This window comes from Acidocella sp., assembly GCF_036489515.1.
Lineage (GTDB): Bacteria > Pseudomonadota > Alphaproteobacteria > Acetobacterales > Acetobacteraceae > Acidocella.
This window is the reverse complement of the sequence record NZ_DASXFO010000005.1, coordinates 1-17,607: the sequence shown is the minus strand read 5'-3', so window position 1 is coordinate 17,607 and position 17,607 is coordinate 1. Positions and strand designations below refer to the sequence as shown.

General features: G+C 61.4%; 13 protein-coding genes and 1 pseudogene. 4 read left to right on the top strand and 10 right to left on the bottom strand.

Annotated elements, in window-relative coordinates; all coding sequences use genetic code 11:
- The first annotated feature begins 2 nt into the window (after positions 1 to 2).
- Together tcuA and tcuB are read left to right on the top strand one after the other, a co-directional pair.
- Positions 3 to 1,412 carry an FAD-dependent tricarballylate dehydrogenase TcuA gene (gene tcuA / locus VGG47_RS00535; RefSeq protein ID WP_331534900.1) on the top strand — a complete coding sequence of 470 codons (1,410 nt, stop codon included), beginning with the start codon at positions 3 to 5 and terminating at the stop codon, positions 1,410 to 1,412.
- Positions 1,399 to 2,505, top strand: coding sequence for a tricarballylate utilization 4Fe-4S protein TcuB (gene tcuB, locus VGG47_RS00530; protein ID WP_331534899.1), 1,107 nt, complete (start codon positions 1,399 to 1,401; stop codon positions 2,503 to 2,505). Before tcuA ends, tcuB begins: the two co-directional genes overlap by 14 nt.
- A gap of 163 nt (positions 2,506 to 2,668) precedes the next feature.
- Here tcuB and VGG47_RS00525 read toward each other — a convergent pair whose 3' ends face one another.
- From VGG47_RS00525 to VGG47_RS00505, 5 genes are all read right to left on the bottom strand, one after another.
- The gene (locus VGG47_RS00525) at positions 2,669 to 3,667 is read right to left on the bottom strand and encodes an ABC transporter ATP-binding protein (RefSeq protein ID WP_331534898.1); all 999 of its coding nucleotides are present in this window, start codon (positions 3,665 to 3,667) and stop codon (positions 2,669 to 2,671) included.
- A gap of 16 nt (positions 3,668 to 3,683) precedes the next feature.
- Positions 3,684 to 4,520, bottom strand: coding sequence for a sn-glycerol-3-phosphate ABC transporter permease UgpE (gene ugpE / locus VGG47_RS00520; protein ID WP_331534897.1), 837 nt, complete (start codon positions 4,518 to 4,520; stop codon positions 3,684 to 3,686).
- On the bottom strand, positions 4,517 to 5,389 hold the full coding sequence (locus tag VGG47_RS00515) for an ABC transporter permease subunit (protein WP_331534896.1): 873 nt from the start codon (positions 5,387 to 5,389) through the stop codon (positions 4,517 to 4,519). Before VGG47_RS00515 ends, ugpE begins: the two co-directional genes overlap by 4 nt.
- Before the next feature lie 22 nt (positions 5,390 to 5,411).
- Positions 5,412 to 6,734, bottom strand: a complete 1,323-nt coding sequence (gene ugpB / locus VGG47_RS00510) for a sn-glycerol-3-phosphate ABC transporter substrate-binding protein UgpB (RefSeq protein ID WP_331534895.1) — start codon at positions 6,732 to 6,734, stop codon at positions 5,412 to 5,414.
- A gap of 363 nt (positions 6,735 to 7,097) precedes the next feature.
- The gene (locus VGG47_RS00505; RefSeq protein WP_331534894.1) at positions 7,098 to 8,462 is read right to left on the bottom strand and encodes an MFS transporter; all 1,365 of its coding nucleotides are present in this window, start codon (positions 8,460 to 8,462) and stop codon (positions 7,098 to 7,100) included.
- A 434-nt stretch (positions 8,463 to 8,896) separates the two neighbouring features.
- Between VGG47_RS00505 and VGG47_RS00500 the strand changes: the two genes are divergently transcribed.
- Positions 8,897 to 9,862 carry an aldo/keto reductase gene (locus VGG47_RS00500; protein ID WP_331534893.1) on the top strand — a complete coding sequence of 322 codons (966 nt, stop codon included), beginning with the start codon at positions 8,897 to 8,899 and terminating at the stop codon, positions 9,860 to 9,862.
- A gap of 143 nt (positions 9,863 to 10,005) precedes the next feature.
- On the opposite strand, the gene phnE is transcribed toward VGG47_RS00500, so the two are convergent.
- Genes phnE through phnC form a run of 3 tightly spaced genes read right to left on the bottom strand, consistent with a single transcriptional unit; the run spans position 10,006 to position 13,418 of the window.
- The gene (gene phnE, locus VGG47_RS00495; protein WP_331534891.1) at positions 10,006 to 11,649 is read right to left on the bottom strand and encodes a phosphonate ABC transporter, permease protein PhnE; all 1,644 of its coding nucleotides are present in this window, start codon (positions 11,647 to 11,649) and stop codon (positions 10,006 to 10,008) included.
- 6 nt (positions 11,650 to 11,655) lie between these two features.
- Positions 11,656 to 12,582, bottom strand: a complete 927-nt coding sequence (gene phnD, locus VGG47_RS00490) for a phosphate/phosphite/phosphonate ABC transporter substrate-binding protein (RefSeq protein WP_331534889.1) — start codon at positions 12,580 to 12,582, stop codon at positions 11,656 to 11,658.
- Positions 12,583 to 12,614: 32 nt separating this feature from the next.
- Positions 12,615 to 13,418, bottom strand: coding sequence for a phosphonate ABC transporter ATP-binding protein (phnC, locus tag VGG47_RS00485; RefSeq protein WP_331534888.1), 804 nt, complete (start codon positions 13,416 to 13,418; stop codon positions 12,615 to 12,617).
- A gap of 469 nt (positions 13,419 to 13,887) precedes the next feature.
- On the opposite strand from phnC, the gene VGG47_RS00480 reads away from it, so the two are divergent.
- On the top strand, positions 13,888 to 15,114 hold the full coding sequence (locus VGG47_RS00480; RefSeq protein WP_331534887.1) for a sensor domain-containing phosphodiesterase: 1,227 nt from the start codon (positions 13,888 to 13,890) through the stop codon (positions 15,112 to 15,114).
- Positions 15,115 to 15,204: 90 nt separating this feature from the next.
- Here VGG47_RS00480 and VGG47_RS00475 read toward each other — a convergent pair whose 3' ends face one another.
- Positions 15,205 to 15,594 carry a hypothetical protein gene (locus VGG47_RS00475; protein ID WP_331534886.1) on the bottom strand — a complete coding sequence of 130 codons (390 nt, stop codon included), beginning with the start codon at positions 15,592 to 15,594 and terminating at the stop codon, positions 15,205 to 15,207.
- Between the two features lie 360 nt (positions 15,595 to 15,954).
- Positions 15,955 to 17,482, bottom strand: a pseudogene (istA, locus tag VGG47_RS00470) (IS21 family transposase).
- Positions 17,483 to 17,607 lie beyond the last annotated feature (125 nt).

The following is a 17,607-nucleotide window of genomic DNA, read 5'->3' as shown; positions in this document are numbered from 1 at the left end:
GGATGAATGATACGCAAACCGTCGATGGCATCGTTTGGGATGTCGTCGTCGTCGGCGGCGGCAATGCGGCCTTGTGCGCGGCGATTGAAGCGCGCGAGGCCGGGGCGTCGGTCTTGTTGCTGGAGCACGCCCCGCGCGAATTCCGCGGCGGCAATTCACGTCACACCCGCAATCTGCGGGCGATGCACGACGCGCCCGCCGGCGTGCTCGTGGACTCATACCATGAAGACGAATACTGGGACGATCTGAAGCGCGTCACCGGTGGCGAGACCGACGAAGCGCTCGCCCGCATGACGATCCGCGCCTCCGCGACGGCGCCGGCCTGGATGGAGGCGCATGGCGTGCACTTCCAGCCGTCACTCACCGGCACGCTGAGCCTCGGGCGGACCAACGCTTTCTTCCTCGGCGGCGGCAAGGCGCTGGTGAACGCCTACTTCGCCGCGGCCGAGCGCCTCGGCGTGAAAATTCTCTACGACACCGAGGTCACCAATCTCGCGCTTGAGAATGGCGTGGTGCGCGAAATCCATGCCACCAGCCACGGCTTTCCGCTCACGCTCCGGGCCCGCGCGGTGGTGGCGTCGAGCGGCGGTTTCCAGGGGAATATCGAGTGGCTCCGCGAATCCTGGGGCGAGGCCGCGGACAATTTCCTCATCCGCGGCACGCCCTATGCGAAGGGCACTGTCCTGCGCAATCTGCTTGACCAGGGCGTGCAGCCGGTCGGCGATCCGACCCAGTGCCATGCGGTGGCGATCGACGCGCGCGCACCGAAATTCGACGGCGGCATCGTCACGCGGTTGGATTGCGTACCGTTCAGCATCGTCGTCGACCGCTCCGGTGAGCGCTTCTACGACGAAGGCGAGGATGTCTGGCCCAAGCGCTACGCGATCTGGGGCCGGCTCGTTGCCCAGCGCCCGGATCAGATTGCCTATTCGATTATCGACAGCAAGGCCGAGCGGCTCTTCATGCCTTCCGTGTTCCCGGCGATCCGCGCCGACAGCATCGCGGAACTCGCGACGAAACTCGGCCTCGATCCGGCCGCGCTGGAGCGCACCGTGGCGGCCTTCAACGCAGCGGTGCAGCCTGGCGATTTCGACAGCTCGAAACTCGACAATTGCCATACTGAGGGGATGACGCCGCCGAAGACGAACTGGGCGCGGCGCATCGATACGCCGCCCTTCATAGGCTATCCGCTCCGACCCGGCATCACCTTCACCTATCTCGGCGTGCGCGTGAACGAGCGCGCACAGGTACTGATGCAAAACGGCACGCCTGCGACCAATCTCTGGGCGAGTGGAGAAATCATGGCAGGCAACATCTTGGGCCGCGGCTATCTCGCGGGATTTGGCATGGCGATCGGCACGGTGTTCGGCCGCATCGCGGGAAGGGAGGCGGCGCGCTATGTCCACAACTGAGATTTTCGCCGATGCGCGGCAGGCGATGGATATCTGCAACGCCTGTCGCTATTGCGAAGGGTTTTGCGCGGTGTTTCCGGCGATGGAGCGCGAGCGCGCTTTCACCAATGCCGACCTGACCTATCTGGCCAATCTTTGCCACAACTGTCGTGGCTGTTATTATGCCTGCCAATATGCACCGCCGCATCCGTTCGGCGTGAACGTGCCGCGTACGCTCGCACTGCTGCGCGACGAGAGCTACGCCGAGTACGCCTGGCCGCGGCCGCTGGCGCGGGCTTTTGCCGCGAACGGTGTCGTTGTCGCACTGGTCACCGCCATCGCGCTCGCGCTGGTGTTGCTGCTCAGCTTCGGCCTCATCAACCCGGATGTGCTCGTCCATGCCTGGACCGGGCCGAACGCCTTCTATCGCGTGATTCCGTGGAGCGTGATGGCCGGCGTTGCGACCGTGACATTGCTGTTCTCCGTCCTCGCGCTGGCGATCTCCGGCCGGCGCTTCTGGCGTGACGCCAGTGCGTCGGGCAGCAAGGCCAAGGCGACATCTGCCGCCGTGATGCGCGGCCTGCACGATGCTTTCACGCTGAAGAATCTTGGTGGCGGCGGCCATGGCTGCAACGACCGCGACGAAACATTCTCCACGGCGCGGCGGCATTTTCACCACGTCATGGCCTACGGCTTCCTTCTTTGCTTCCTGGCCACCATCATCGCATCATTCGAAGCCTATGCTCTCTGCATACCGGCGCCCTATCCGCTGCTCAGCGCCCCGGTGATCGTCGGCACGCTCGGCGGAATTGGCCTGATAATCGGCACCGGCGGCCTGGTATGGCTGAAGATCACCGGCGATGCGGCGCTCACGGCGCGCCGTCTGTTCAATGCTGATCTCGCGCTGCTGGCCCTGCTCTGGCTCGCCGGCGCCTCGGGCCTGGCGCTGCTCGCCTTCCGCGCCACGGAAGCGATGGGCGTGTTCCTCGCACTCCATCTAGGCATCGTCCTCGCGCTGTTCGTGCTGCTGCCCTACAGCAAGTTCGTTCACGCGGTGCTGCGTACACTGGCACTCATCCGCAACGCGGCGGATGACACATTGCCTAACGTTTGAGGCAAAGGAAGGAAGTGGCCGCTTTTTAAAAAAAGCGGCGCAAAAATTTTGCTATGCTGGGCCATGGGCGTTGTCGATGACAACGCCCATGGCCCAGCATTAACAAAGTTTTTTTGCTACTTTTTGTTCACAAAAAGTAGTCTTCCTTTTCCTTGCCTTCGCCTTACCTGCGTGCGCCGCTCGCCGCATCGAACACGTGCAGAAGGTTGTTCGGTAGATCGATCTGCAGTTCGCTGACATCGGGAGGTCCGCCCGGGCGCTTCAAAGTGAGGCGCTGGCCGCAAGGTAGCGTGCCGTGGATCAGCGTTTCGGCGCCGAGCGGCTCGACCAGGTCGATCGTCAAGGTCCGGCCATGATCGACGACCTTGATGTGTTCGGGACGGATGCCCACCAGTGTTTTCACCGGCACGTCGGAAATCCCGGCGCGCTCGGGCTGAAGAATATTCATGGCAGGTGCGCCGATGAACCCTGCGACGAACAGATTGGCCGGCCGCTCGAACACTTCCATCGGTGTCGCGATTTGTGAGACACGTCCGGCCTCCATCACGATGAGCCGATCCGCCATCGTCATGGCCTCCAGCTGGTCGTGGGTGACGTAGAGCGAGGTCACTTTAAGGCGCTGCTGCAGGCGGCGGATTTCCGCGCGCATGGTCACGCGCAGCTTGGCGTCGAGATTTGAGAGCGGCTCGTCGAACAGAAACATTTTCGGCTGGCGCACGATGGCGCGGCCCATGGCGACGCGTTGCCGCTGGCCGCCGGAGAGGTCGCGGGGATGACGCGCCAACAAATCGCTCAGGCCCAGCTGCGCAGCGGCCTCGGCCACTTTGCGTGTAATCTCCGACTGCGTCTCACCGCGCAGCTTCAGCGCATAGCTCATATTCTGCGCGACCGTCATATGCGGGTAGAGTGCGTAATTCTGAAAGACCATGGCAATGTCGCGTTTGGCTGGATCTTGCCTGGTGATATCCACGCCATCGAGAAGAATTTTTCCGTCGCTTGGTGTCTCGAGCCCCGCCACCAATCGCAACAGGGTGGATTTGCCGCATCCGGAGACGCCGACGATGACCAGCATCTCTCCCGACGCCAGCGTCAAATCGATTGATTGCAGCACCTTCGTCGCGCCAAAGTCCTTGCGCAATCCGCGTAATTCCAATGTCGACATAACAATCCTTCAGAAATTATTTATCGACCTCGGCGAGGCCCCGCACAAACGCACGCTGCAACAACAAGACGACCGCGATGGGCGGCAGCAGCGCTAACGTTGTGATCGCCATGATCTGGTTCCAGGGCGTCATCTGGTCGGGCGCCATCATCTGCACGATCCCAAGCACCACGGTGGTATAGGCCGGGTTGCTGGTCGCCAACAGGGGCCAGAGGTACTGGTTCCACCCGTAGACAAACAGAATGACGAACAGCGCGGCGAAATTGGCGCGCGACACCGGCAGCACCATGTCGCGCAAAAATTGCAGGGGGCGTGCGCCGTCCAGCCGTGCGGCCTCCACCAGTTCATCGGGGAGTGCTGTAAACACCTGACGGAAAAGCAGGGTCGCGGTGGCTGACGCCATCAGCGGTAGAGTCAATCCGCTGAAATTGTTAACCATGCCCAGAGTGGAGACGACCGCATAACTTGGGATGATCCGCACTTCGATGGGCAGCATGAGTGTCAGAAAAATCGTCCAGAACGCCAATTTCCGGAACGGAAAGCGGAAGAACACCACCGCGAAGGCCGAGAGCACGGAGATGAAAATCTTGCCCACCGCAATGGCCACCGCCATGACGAAGGACACCAAAAGCATATGCCAGACCGGATCACCTTCGCGGCTGGTGCCGCCGGCGAACAAGGCCTGCCAAAAAATGCCGATATGCCGGAAATCCGGCATCAGCGAGAGGCCGCCCCGCGCGATGGCCCCGGCATCCTCCGTCGCCCCCGCAAGCATCACCCACATCGGCAGGATGAACAGGGCCACGCCGAGCAGCAGGATGCCGTGAGCCAGATAGTCGGGCTTGCTCTTCACGTGGGTGTCTTCCGACCAAGAAACCGGAATTGCAGCGCCACCAGGGCCATGACCAACAGCATCAATACGACCGACTGCGCCGATGAGCCACCGAGGTCGTTACCGACATAACCATCTTCATAGACTTTCACGACCAATGTTTCCGTCGCTCCCGCCGGCCCGCCGCCGGTCATGGCATAGATGAGGCTGAACGTGTCGAAGGCCGCGTAAACCAGATTGACCACGAGCAGAAACATGGTGGTCGGAAACAGCATGGGCCAGACGATGCTTTGGAAGCGCTTGCGAGCGTTAGCGCCATCAAGCGTTGCCGCCTCGATCAGGCTGCGCGGGACGGTCTGCAGTGCCGCGACGTAAAAGATGAAATTATAACTCACTTGCTTCCAGGCGCTCGCGAAAATCGCCAGCCCCATGGCCTGGTTTCCGTTCAACGCGTAATTCCAGCGCGCGCCAAGATGCCGGCCGATCAACCCGATCGCGGGGTCGAACAGAAAGACGAAGAGCACCGCCGTTAGAGCGGGTGCCACGGCATAGGGCCATATCAGCAGCGTGCGGTACCAGTGGCGGCCGGCAATAACGCGCTCCGCGAACACCGCGAACAACAGACCGAGTGCCATCGCGATGCCGCTCACGGCGGCGCAGAAGAACACCGTGCGCCAAATCGCCGCCCAGTATAGAGGGTCCGCGAAAAGGGCTGCGAAATTGGCGAGCCCGACAAAAATAGTCGCGGTGCCAAACGGATCGGTCGCGGTTACAGCCTCCTGTAACGCGCGCGCCGCCGGCCAAAGAAAGAAGATGCAGGTCAAGGCCAGTTGCGGCGTTACCAAAGCCAGCGGTAACGCCCAACCGGAAAAAATCGTCCGTCTGTCCATAAGTTAGAAAACCAGACTGGGTCTAAACTCGGGAAAAGGACTTGATCACGTTGTCGCCGCGTGTTTGCGCGTCCGGCAGCACGTCAGCAGCCGATGCGCCGCTGGCGATGGCCCCTTCCCATGCGGCCTCGATGATCGTGCGAATTTGCGGCATGCCGGCCAGGCGGATCCCCCGGGAGAAGTTCGTGACAGGCTGGCGTGCCAACTGCTTGACCGCCACATCGGCGCCCGGATTCGCGGTATAATAGCCCGCGGCCACGTTTTTCTCATAGCCTGCCTGCGTGACCGGCACATAGCCGGTGGCCTGGCTCCAGGTTGCGTCGGTAGCCGGCAGTCCCATGAAGGCGAAGAATTCAGCGACGCCCTTATATTCCGCCGGCGTCCGGCCTGGCGCCGTCATCGCCCAAAGTGATGCCCCGCCGATGATCGAATTGATCGGCCGCGCGATGATCTCCGGATCATACGGCAAATAGGCGGCAGCGTAACGGAAGGTCGCGGAGCTCTTGAGCTGCCCGCGAATGCCTGAGCTGTCGAAGGTGATTGCCGCCTTGCCGGAATAGAAAGTCGGGCTCGGTTGCCCGTCGCGGCCGAGATATTTGAAGATCCCCTCTTTCTCGGCATCGAGCAGGCGCTGCAGGTTGCGGATGAACGGCGCCGAGTTGATCGTCAGCCGCGGATCATTGCCAGCAAAGCCGTCATTGAGCGTGGCGTATTCCACGTTATGGATCGAGGCGAATTCCTCAAAATGCGCCCAGGTCGGCCATGCGGTCATCATCGGAATGGGCGCGGCGTTCTTCTCTTTGATAGTGCGTGCGGCCGCGATCACTTCAGGCCAGGTCTGGGGCGGCTTGGTCGGATCGAGCCCAGCGGCCTCGAAGGCGTCCTGGTTGATCCACATAACGATCGTCGAAGAGTTGAAGGGCAGGGCGCCCATCTTGCCGTCGTTCAGAGCATAAAAACCGCGGATCGAGGGGATATAGGCGTTCGCATCAATCGCCACGCCGGTCTGCGCCGCAAGCGCGTACACATCCACCACAGCGCGGCGCGCCGAAAGCATGGTCGCGGTGCCGACATCGAAAACCTGCGCAATATGTGGCGCCGTGCCGGATCGCCATGCGGCAATCGTGGCCGTCAGGGTATCGGGATAAGCCCCTTTATAGACGGGTTGGACAACGTAATTCGTCTGGCTCTTATTGAAATTATCGGCGAGCCCGATGAGTGTATCGCCCAATTGCCCCGACATGGCATGCCAGAACTCGATACGAACGGGAGCCGCCGCGGCGCGAGCCATGGCGGGCAGCATCACAGTCGTTGCAGCGGTTGCGATGATTTGACGGCGTTTCATGCTTTAGTTAATCCCCACTTTTCTGACAGTCTTACTCGATTTGAGCGCCATATTCATGATGAATTAATTATTAACAAATGACAATTCAATGAATGCGTTGGCGCATGTCCGGGTCGGTTATCGCAGATAAGGAAGGCAGCCGCTTTTTGAAAAAAGCGGCGCAAAAACGTCTATTATGCTGGGCCATGGGCGTTGTCGGCGCAAAGGCCCATGGCCCAGCATAATAAAGTTTTTTTGCTTCTTTTTGTTCACAAAAAGAAGTCCTTTCTCGACTGAAGATGTCCGCGGGAACTCCCTTCCAACGAAAACCGGCGTCCCCCGCACGTGCGGGGAACGCCGGTTTTGCCTCCGCCGTGATCGCGATCAGGCTTGGCTGGCAGCGAGCTCCATCTCCCGGCTGATGTCCTCAAGCGAACGCTGCTTGGTCTCGGGAACCAGGACCATCGTGAGGACGGCGCCGGTGATGGCAAGGAGCGACAGGAACAGCAGCGCCGTTTCGAGCCCCGTCTGCACGAACAGGAACGGGAACAGGAAGGCGCTCGTGGAGGCGCCGATCCGGCCGCCCAGCACCGAGAAGCTTTGGCCGACGGTGCGCACCCGGGTTGGGCTCAGTTCCGCACCCAGAAAACTGGTCACCACATTTGGCCCGTTCAGGGCAAAGCTGTAAACGCCGAGAAAGGCCATCCCAAGGGCCGGCATCGCCATCACCGTGTTGTGCAGCGTGGCGAAGAGCAGCAGCATGACGGCGCCGAAAAACAAACCGCCCGCCTGCAGCCAGCGCCGGCCGATACGATCGACCAGAAAACTCGCGACCAACGCGCCCGGGAGAGAAAACAGGCAGCTCAGGACAAGCACGAACGTCACCGGTCCGAGCCCGAGCTTGGACGCGATCAACGACGGTCCGAACAACGAGGTCGAATAGGCGACCAGATCGAAGAGCATCCACAGCAGCCCGGCGGCCAGAAAATGTGGCGCATGCTGGCGCAGCACCGCGCCGAACGGGCGCGCGTCGTGCCCGGGCAGCGCCAGCTCGGCCTCGCCATTGATGCTCTTGACGACTTTGACAGCGCCCTCTTGGTTATCGGCGAGTCGCGCCAGATAACGCGCGGTCTCCGGCATGCGCCGGCGCAGATAGAGAACGCAAAGCGCCGGTATGGCGCCGGCGCCAAGCACGATACGCCAGGTCAGGTCGTGCGAAACATGCAGCCCGCTCAGCAGCAGCAGCGCCAGCAGGGCGGCGACGATCGGGCCAAGTTGCGACATCGTTGCGAAGCCAAGAGCCAGAAGTTTGCCACGATCTTTCTGGTTCGCATGCTCCGACATGATGGTCGGCGACAGCACATAATCGCCGCCGATGCCCAGACCGAGCACGAAACGCACGGCCACCAGCCACCAGATCCCGGGCACGAACACCTGCGCGACCGCCGCGATCGCCATCACCAGCATGTCGAGCCCGTAAAACCGCTTGCGCCCCCGCTGTCCGAGCATGCCGAAAATGAGCGCACCGACGCCCATGCCGACGAGTGCCGATCCTGCCAAGGCTCCGGCCTGCAGGCCGCTGACGTGCTTGATGCCGAACGTGACAAGGATCATCGGGAGTACCATGCCAATGGTGGTATTGTCGTAGAAATCGGTGAATACGCCTAAACCCGTCGTGAGGACGGCGCGCCAATGGAAACTTGAGAAGCGTTGGTCGTCCAGTGCTTGGAATGAAGCGGCTTTCGACATGACGGATGCTCCGAGATGAATCTGCCCGGAGCCCTGCCATATAAGGACCCGAAGTTTAAGAGATGGTTCAGTGACGTTGCGATTCCGGGTTAATCGGTTCATGGGCACCGGTGAAGGAAGTAAAGGGAAGATTACTTCTTGTGAACAAAAAGTAACAAAAAAACTTTCTTAATGCTGGGCCATGGGCTGTGTCGCCGACACAGCCCATGGCCCAGCATTAAGAAGGTTATTGCGCCGCTTTCTTCTGCCATCACCCGCTCTGCGTTCCCATCATTGACGGCCCGCCTGCTACGGCGTCAGAATTCCTGCGCTGTGGCGGCAGCACGGCGAGCGGTGACGCGCCGGTCATGGGCTTATCGTCGTTATTGCAATTGGCTTAAATCATGCTGCCGGGCCCGGTCTCGGGTCGCTGGCACACTGCAGGGGACCTTCACATGGATTACACCACCTTCGGACGGACGGGCTTACGCGTGAGCGTCGCGGGGCTCGGTTGCGGCGGATTCAGCCGGCTTGGCACGACCACCGGCAACAGCGAGGCGGAAGCGGTTGCGATCGTGAAGCTTGCGATCGAGAGCGGCATCACCCTCATTGACACAGCTCCGAGTTACGGCACCGAGGAGATCGTCGGCAAAGGCATCGCGGGAGTACCGCGCGACAGCCTGGTGGTCGCGACGAAATGCTCAGTCGAGCGCAACGACGAGGCGTACACGCCCGAGCGCGTGATCGAGAGCCTGCATGCGTCGCTGCGCAAGCTCGGCACCGATCATGTCGATATCTTCCAGCTCCACGGGGTTGCGCCCGCACAATATGACCGCGCGATGACAGAGATCGTGCCGGTGCTGCTGCGCGAGCGGGAGCGTGGCTCGTTCCGCTTCCTCGGCATCACTGAAGCCGGCCCCACCGACCAGGATCATACGATGCTGAGCCGCGCCGCGGCGGACGGCGTGTGGGATTCTGTGATGGTCGCCTTCAACATGCTGCACCGGACCGCGATGGACCGGCTCTACCCGCTCACCCTCAAGAACGGTGTCGGTACGCTGGTGATGCATGCGGTGCGCAGGATTTTCGCGCATCCTGATCTGCAGGTCGAAGCTGTGCGCGCGCTCGCGGCGCAGGGGCTCGTGCCGCCGGAACTCGCGAACAATCCACACCCGCTCGACTTCCTCGTGCATTCTGGCGGGGCGGAGAGCGTGACCGATGCCGCCTATCGCTTCGCGCGCTACACGCCGGGGGTTGATGTCGTGCTGTTCGGCACCGGCAGCGCCGAGCATCTGCGCGCGAACGTCGCCTCGCTCAGCCGTCCGCCGTTGCCGTCGGAGGATGTCGCAAAACTGCTCGAGCTTTTCGCCAATGTCAGCGGGCTTGGGCTCGAGCAACACGGACGCGCCTCCGTGGCCTGAACGCACGAAAAGGAAGGCTACTTTTTGTGAACAAAAAGTAGTTTTTTGCCCCTTTGGGCCATGGGCGTTTGCGCCGACAACGCCCATAGCCCTGCATAAATAAAAGTTTTTTGCGCCGCTTTTTTCAAAAAGCGGCTTCTTTCTTACATCAACCGGCGCCGCGCGGCGCCGGTCAGCGCGTCGATCAGCATCACCGTGAGCACGATCAGCAGAACGACCAGCGAGGCGCTGTGCCAGTCGTCGACGCGGATGCGGTCGAACAAAGCGAGGCCGATGCCGCCCGCGCCGACCACGCCCAGCACGGTTGCGCTGCGCGTGTTGCTCTCAAAAAAATAGATGGCGTTGCTGAGGATCACCGGCAAGACCTGCGGCATCACGCCGTAGCGCAGCGCCAGCAGCTTGCCCCCGCCGGCCGAGAAGACGGTCTCGGCCGGCGCAAAATCCACCGCCTCGATCGCCTCGCCGTAAAGCTTCGCCAGGGCGCCCGTGTCGTTCACCATGATGGCAAGGATGCCGGCGAACGGGCCCAAGCCCACCACGGAAATGAAGATGAGGGCCCAGATCAGAACATCCACCCCGCGGAGCACGTCGAGGAAGCGGTGCACAAGGAAATGTACGGCCGGCAGGCCCACCACGTTGCGTGCCGCGAGCACCCCCAACGGCAGCGCGAAGATGTTGGCAAGGACGCTGCCGGCGAGCGCCATGCCGAGTGTCTGTCCGACCGCGCCCAGCAGCTGGCCCATCTCGTCGAAACCGCGCGGCGGCAGCATGAAGCCGAGAATGCCGCCGAACCGCGCCAAGCCGCGGCCGAGCATCGCCGGGTTGAAGAAGCCAAAGTGCCAGAACAGCGCTAGCAGGATGCAAAAACCGCCGCCCCACAGGAAAGGCGCCGCGCGCCCAAGGCGCAGGCCGCCAAGGCCGTTTCCGCTCATCAACCCGTGCCGCAACCGTTCGGAGCCGAGGTCGAGCAGCATCACGGTCGCGATGATCATCAGCACAATGGCGCTGACATCGGTGTAGAGAAATTCCCGCGTGGCGAACATCAGATCCTGGCCGATGCCGCCCGCGCCGACAAAGCCGAGAATTGTCGCCGAGCGCACGTTTATTTCAAAACGCAGCAGCGCGTAGCTGGTCCAGTTCGGCAACACCTGCGGCAACAGTCCGTAGCGGATGACCTGCAGCCAACTGCCGCCGCTGGCGCGCACGCCTTCCATCGGGCCCGCCGCGGAATTCTCCGCGACTTCGGCGAAGAGCTTGGCGAGTGCGCCGACCGAATGCAAAGCCAGCGCCATCACGCCGGCGAAGGGCCCGATGCCAAACGCGAAGACCAGGACCGTCGCGCTCACCAATTCCGGGATCGCCCGCAACAGATCGGAGAGGCGGCGTGCGACAATATAGGCGCCGCGGCTGGGTGCCAGGTTGCGGGCCGCGAAAATCGAGATCGTGACACCGCCCGCAACACCCAGCGCCGTCGCCACGATCGCCATCATCACGGTGTCAAGCAATGAGAGCGCCCAGTGGCCGGCATCCCAGTACCAGGCGGCAAGATCAGGCCCCAGCGTCTTGACGTGCAGCTCCGGCGTGGCCTGGACAAAATAGTCAGTGAAGCTTGGCAGGCCGGCAATCAGCGTGGAAAGCCGGACCTGGCCCACCTGCAAGGCGGCCGCGAAGGCAAGCAGGAACAGCGCCAGCCAGACGAGATCGCGGCGGCGACGGAGGCGGCGGTGTTCCCGCCACCTCCCCTCAAGAGCGGCGATATCGGTCGGGGGCAGGGGGACGATAGGCATGAAGGCTCAGCCGTTCTGGCCGATATGGTGCTCGGCGTTGTACTTCACCATTTCAATGATCGGCGCATAGTCCTTGACGTCGCCGGGCGCGAAGCCGGTGGACAGGCCGCTGGTGAGCACGGCGAAGGCCTCTTTGCCCTTCGTCGGCATATCCAGCACCACCTTCGTGACATCATCGCGCATCTGCTGCGGCAGCCAGGTCGGCATCGCCCACGGGTCGGAAGGGAGCTGCGGCGATGTCCAGATCACCCGCCACCAGCCGTTCGGGATCATGCCCTTCTTGGCCATGAGGGAGGGGTTGGAGAGCGAAGCATTGTTATACCAGGTCGAGCAGGCATCGATATCTTTGTGGTACAGCGCCATCACGCTGTTCTCATGGCTGCCGGAGAACAGCGTCTTGCCGAAGAACGTGGTGGGCGGGTAGCCCTCCTTGGTCAGGAAATAGCTTGGGGCCTGGAAGCCGGAGGTCGAGTTGGGATCGGCGAAGGCATAGGTCTTGCCTTTAAGATCGGCGATCGAATGATAGGGGCTATCCTGACGGACCAGGGTGACCGAGTAATAGCCCTTATTGCCGTATTGATCGAGCATCTCGGCGACTGGCACAACCTGACCACGCGACAAAATCCAGGCTTTCGCGAAGGAAGCCGGCCCGAAATGCGCAAGCTGGACCTTATGCGAAATCATCCCCTGGATGATGCCGGCGTAATCCGTGGCCTCCGCCCAGCCAATCTGCACGCCGAGGGAAGAAGAAAGATAGTCCTCGACCGGCTGGTAGCGCTTGATGCGGTCCGCCGCGTTTTCGCCCGTGACGGTGCCGAACACGATTGTGGGGTACTGCTGGCGCCAATCCCCGGCCGCCCGTGCGCCGCTGGAAATGGCGCCCGCGCCGAGCAGGGCGGGCAAGGCAATATTGAAATTGCGTCGCGTGAGCATGGCGATTTGTCCTTGTGTGGTGTTAGGGAAAGTCAGGCGAGGGCGACGGCGGCCTGAGGATCGCGGCGCGCCGGAAGGGGCTGCCGTTCGCTCACTTCGTCATGCTCGATGCCGTAAATATTTTGCACCTGGCTCTCGCCGAGTTCGCTGGGGACGCCGTCAAACACGATGCGGCCATGCGACATCGCCACGATTCGGTCGCAGAAGTTGCGGGCCATCTCGACGGAATGCAGATTGACCATCACCGTCATTCCATCCTCGCGCGCCAGTGAGCGCAGCGACTCCATCACCCGTGCTGCGTTGCGCGGATCGAGTGCGGCAATCGGCTCGTCGGCCAGCACGATGCGCGGCTCCTGCACCAGCGCGCGGGCGATCGCGACGCGCTGTTGCTGGCCACCCGAGAGCTGGTCCGCGCGTGCCATAAATTTCTCGGCGAGTCCCACCCGCGCGAGCGCGCGCAGCGCGCGTTCGCGATCCGCCTGCCCGAATTGTTTGCAGAGCGTGGGTAGCAGCGGACTATGGCTGACCCGTCCCACCAGGACGTTGGTCAGAACGTCGAGCCGTCCGATCAGATTGAATTGCTGAAACACCATGGCGCAGTGCGCGCGCCACGTGCGCAACGCCTGGCCGCGCAGGGCCGCAACATCGGCGCCATCGCAGATGATTTTTCCACGCGTCGGCTCGATCAGTCTGTTGATCATTCGCAACGTGGTCGACTTGCCCGCGCCGGAGGGGCCAATGATGCCGACCATCTGGCCATCCGGCACCTGCAGGCTGATGTTCGTCACGGCCTCGGTGTTGCCATAACGTTTGGCTAAGCGATCCAGGGTCAGCATGCGCGCTCCAATCGAGGTGCGCATCATAGGCGGAAAATGTGACAGGCCGATGAAATGCCCTGGACGTTTTTGTGACGATACGATTTATGTCGATTGTGTTCAGTCCGGGTTCTCAGATAGAAGGAAGTGGCCGCTTTTAAAAAAAAGCGGCGCAAAAATTTTTGTTAATCTGGGCTATGGTCGTTGTCGACGACAACGCCCATAGCCCAGATTAACAAAGTTTTTTTGCTTCTTTTTGTTCACAAAAAGAAGCCTTCTAAGATATATTGACGGCTTGAAAAGCCTGCAGATTTTGCATTGGTGGGCTGTGTCTAACGGCCAGATCACGGCGCAGCGCGGTGTCGAGGTGGCCCAGCAGGCCCCTGCCGCCGCATCCGCTGCCGGGGCGATGGCCGTCCATCTGGACAAGTTGGTTTAAATGACCATTTGGCTCAAAAGTTGTTATCCGTTAAAGGCCTCTCGAGATACCATGAAGTCTATTTCCTCCGCCCCGGACGCCGCACTGGCCTTCGTGGAATTGGCCTCCGATTTGGACGCCCTTCTGCGTGCGGCCCGAGAGCATCTCGGCATGGAAGCCGCCTTCATCAGCAAGTTTGCCGAGGGCCAGCGCGTGGTCATCCATGCCGATGCCGCGGGTCCCAGCCCCATCGCGGTCGGCACGTCCGATCCTCTGGAGGAAACTTATTGCCAGCGCGTGGTCGACGGCCGCCTGCCCGAGCTCATCCCCGATACCGCCTTGGTACCCGCCGCAATGACCGTACCGGTCAATAGCAGGATGCCGGTGGGCGCGCATCTGAGCCTGCCAATCCGCCTCGCCGACGGCAGCGTCTACGGCACTTTCTGCTGCTTAAGCCGCGCCGCCGATCCTACGCTGAACATGCGGGATCTGCAGGTGATGCGCTTCTTCGCCGATCTCGCCACGCAGCGGATCGAGCGGACGCTTGCGGCCCAGCGCGCGCACGACGTCAAGACAGAGGCGATCCGCGGCGTGTTGGAGGGGGAGCGGCTCGGCATTGTCTTCCAGCCGATCCACGACCTGCAAAAAAACCGCATCGTCGGCGTGGAATGCCTGGCGCGGTTTCTGGGGCCGCCGCAGCAGGGGCCGGACATTTGGTTCGCCGATGCTAACGAGGTCGGCCTGGGCAGCATGCTCGAGAGCGCCGCCATGAGCCGGGCGCTGCGGGCGCTCGATGTGCTTCCCGCCGACATCGATCTCAATATCAACGTCTCCCCTGCCACGGTCCTCGACGGTACTGCCGAGGCGGCGCTGAACGGCTGGGACCCACATCGAATTGTCCTCGAAGTCACCGAACATGTGGCCATCGACGATTATGCCGCCTTCGTCGCCGCCATCACGCCGCTGCGCGCGCGCGGCATCCGTCTCGCGGTCGACGATGCCGGTGCCGGCTATGCTTCTTTCCGCCACATCCTTCAAATTCGCCCGGATACGATCAAACTTGATATCAGCCTGACTCGTGGCATCGATGCCAACCCCGATCATCGGGCGCTCGCCGCGGCGCTGATCGGCTTCGCGCATGAAACCGGCAGCACAATCGTCGCCGAGGGTGTCGAGACCGTTTCCGAACTCGACCAGTTACGGAAGCTCGGCGCGCACACCGCGCAGGGCTATCTGCTCGGTCGGCCGATGGGCCTGCCCGATCTGCTGTCCTTGCTGCAGAAAGCGGCCGCTTTTTAAAAAAGCGGCGCAAAATTTTTTTGTTGTGCTGGGTCATGGGCGTTGTCAGCGCCGACGCCCATGACCCAGCAGCAGAAGGCTTCTTTTTGTTCACAAAAAGAAGCCTTCCTTTCTGACGCTTTCCACTGAAATTGGCATTAATCGAACCTGAATTTCATTTAGAATCAAGATGGAAACTATGACGCGATCTGTGGTGTACCACACACGAGATTTTGCTTGCAGCCGAACCCTTCGGCGTCTGGGGGTCAGGATTTCGCATGACAAAAAATCATTAGGGTTCAATTCCGACGGTAATTCATCCTTTACCGACTTCACATCCGAAAGCCTCCAGACTAGATTTGCGTTATCGCCGCCGACAATGGGCTCGGCCCCGTGGTGTCGAAGGGCCGCCGGCAAGATGTTTCGAACTACTTGATCCGAAAGGTGAAAAAAGGCAGCGACTTGTTTGGTAGTGACGAACTGCTGCTTAAACTCATCCACGGCTCATCCGGACAAGCTGCTTAGCGTCCGTCAGGTTTAAGAACGAGCTTTTTTGAACCACATTCCTCTCAATCATATATTCGAAATATTGTGCTTATCACTCCGTCTCCTCGAAGCCCCGTATCAGGACGCGACGAAAAGTAATTTTCCATTGCTTCCAGTAAAAAGGTTGACGCCGCAAATCCTACGCCACCTCGTTCCGCCATCCGTTGCAAGGTATGAATCGTCGCGACAATCCGCTTACCGCATGCGGCCAATTCTTGACTATATCTACGGCCCTAGCAATTTTGGCGAAGGGTCTTCGACTCCTCCTATACCGTCGGGGACCACGTGCCTGAGTGTCTACAAACTGGGTTAGGCTCATGCGGAAACTTCTTGGGTCTCGGGGGAGAGGCCGGTGCCGGTGATTAGCACCAGATACGCGTGCGGGTCGGTGGCGCCGACGCTGGCCACAGGCAGGTACGGGTAGAGGGTTAGATCGAGCCGGGCCGGCCGGTTCTCGAGCCTGGCCAGCAGCAGCATTTTTACGGCATCGAAGCTGATGGCGCCGAGGCCAAGCGCTTGCGTCACCGCCTGTTCCACCTGATGCTGCTGAAAATCCTCCAGCAGTCGCAGTACCTGGATAAACTCGCGCCGGCCGGGGTTGCCCATGCGCGCTTCCAGCAGCCGGCGCAGGCGGTGGAGGCACTCGCCAAGCTGCCAGCCATCCAGCGGGGCGGCCTGGTCCAGCGCCCGGACCTTGTGTTCCAGAAGCGCCAGGTAATGCAAAGGGTTGTAGATAAAATCAGCAGTCTCATAGCTGCGGGCATGGACGGCGATGGTCGCATCACGGCAGGCGATCTCGACCCGGTCGACATAACCCTTGGCCAAAACCTCCTGGTGGCCATAGCGCGTCGGCACAGAGTAATCGTTGTTGCGGTATCGTACCAGCGACAATGAGGAGACCCGCGTCGCCACCTTGTGACAGGCATCATAGGGGCGCGCAGGCAAGGGCATGAACGCCGCCAGATCCGCCTGCATACGCTCGCCAATCGTTCCGGTATGGCCGCGCAGGATCGCCGCACGCCGCTGGCGGCAGGCATCGATCAATTGTGCATTCAATGCCGCAAAACTCGCCGCCACCGGCATCGGTGTCATGAAATTGCGCCGGACATAGCCGACCAGCCCTTCGACTTTGCCTTTGTCATTGCCTTTGCCAGGCCGGCCGAACCGGTCCGCGAACAGGTAGTGGCTTTGCAATTCCGCAAACATCCGCGAGCGTAGCCGCTTGCCGCCCTTCACGATCTTGGCCACCGCGAGTTTGGTGTTGTCGTACAGAATCGACTGCGGCACGCCGCCGAAATATTGGAAAGCCACGACATGGCCATCGCAAAATGCCTCGGCCGTCTCGGCCGGATAGGCTTTGACGAAGCCCGCATCCGAGTGCGGCAGGTCCATGCAAAAATAATGGAAGCGCACCTTCTGGCCCGCGATCGTCGCATCCGCCTCACCGAAATCCGCCTGGGCATGGCCCGGCCGATGGCTTAGCGGCACGAACATCTCACGGCGCCGCAGCGTTGCTGCCGCCACATACTCCCGCACGATCGTGTAGCCGCCGGTATACCCCTCCTCAGCTCGGAGCCGTTCAAATATCCGCTTGGCCGTGTTGCCGCTGCTTGGCGTGGACGCTGCGGTCGCTCTCAAGAATGCCGTCGATCCAGGCAATATGCGGGCCAAGCTTCGGCGAAACCGGCCGCTCGCGCCGCCGGTAGCCAGGTGGCACCGAAAACTGGAGCATTTTGGATATAGTGTTCCGGTGAACCCCAAATCGCCGCGCCGCCTCACGGTGGCTCAGCCCATCAACCATCACAGCACGCCGCACAGCCGCATAGAGTTCCACCGTAAACATTCCTTCCAGCCCCCCATGCCAACAATAGGCAGAGAGGGGGCTAAGCAGGACCGGTACACTTTTGCGCCGCCATAAAAGCCGCAAATCAGCCGGTTCAGTGGTACACTTTGCCGCCGCTATTTAGA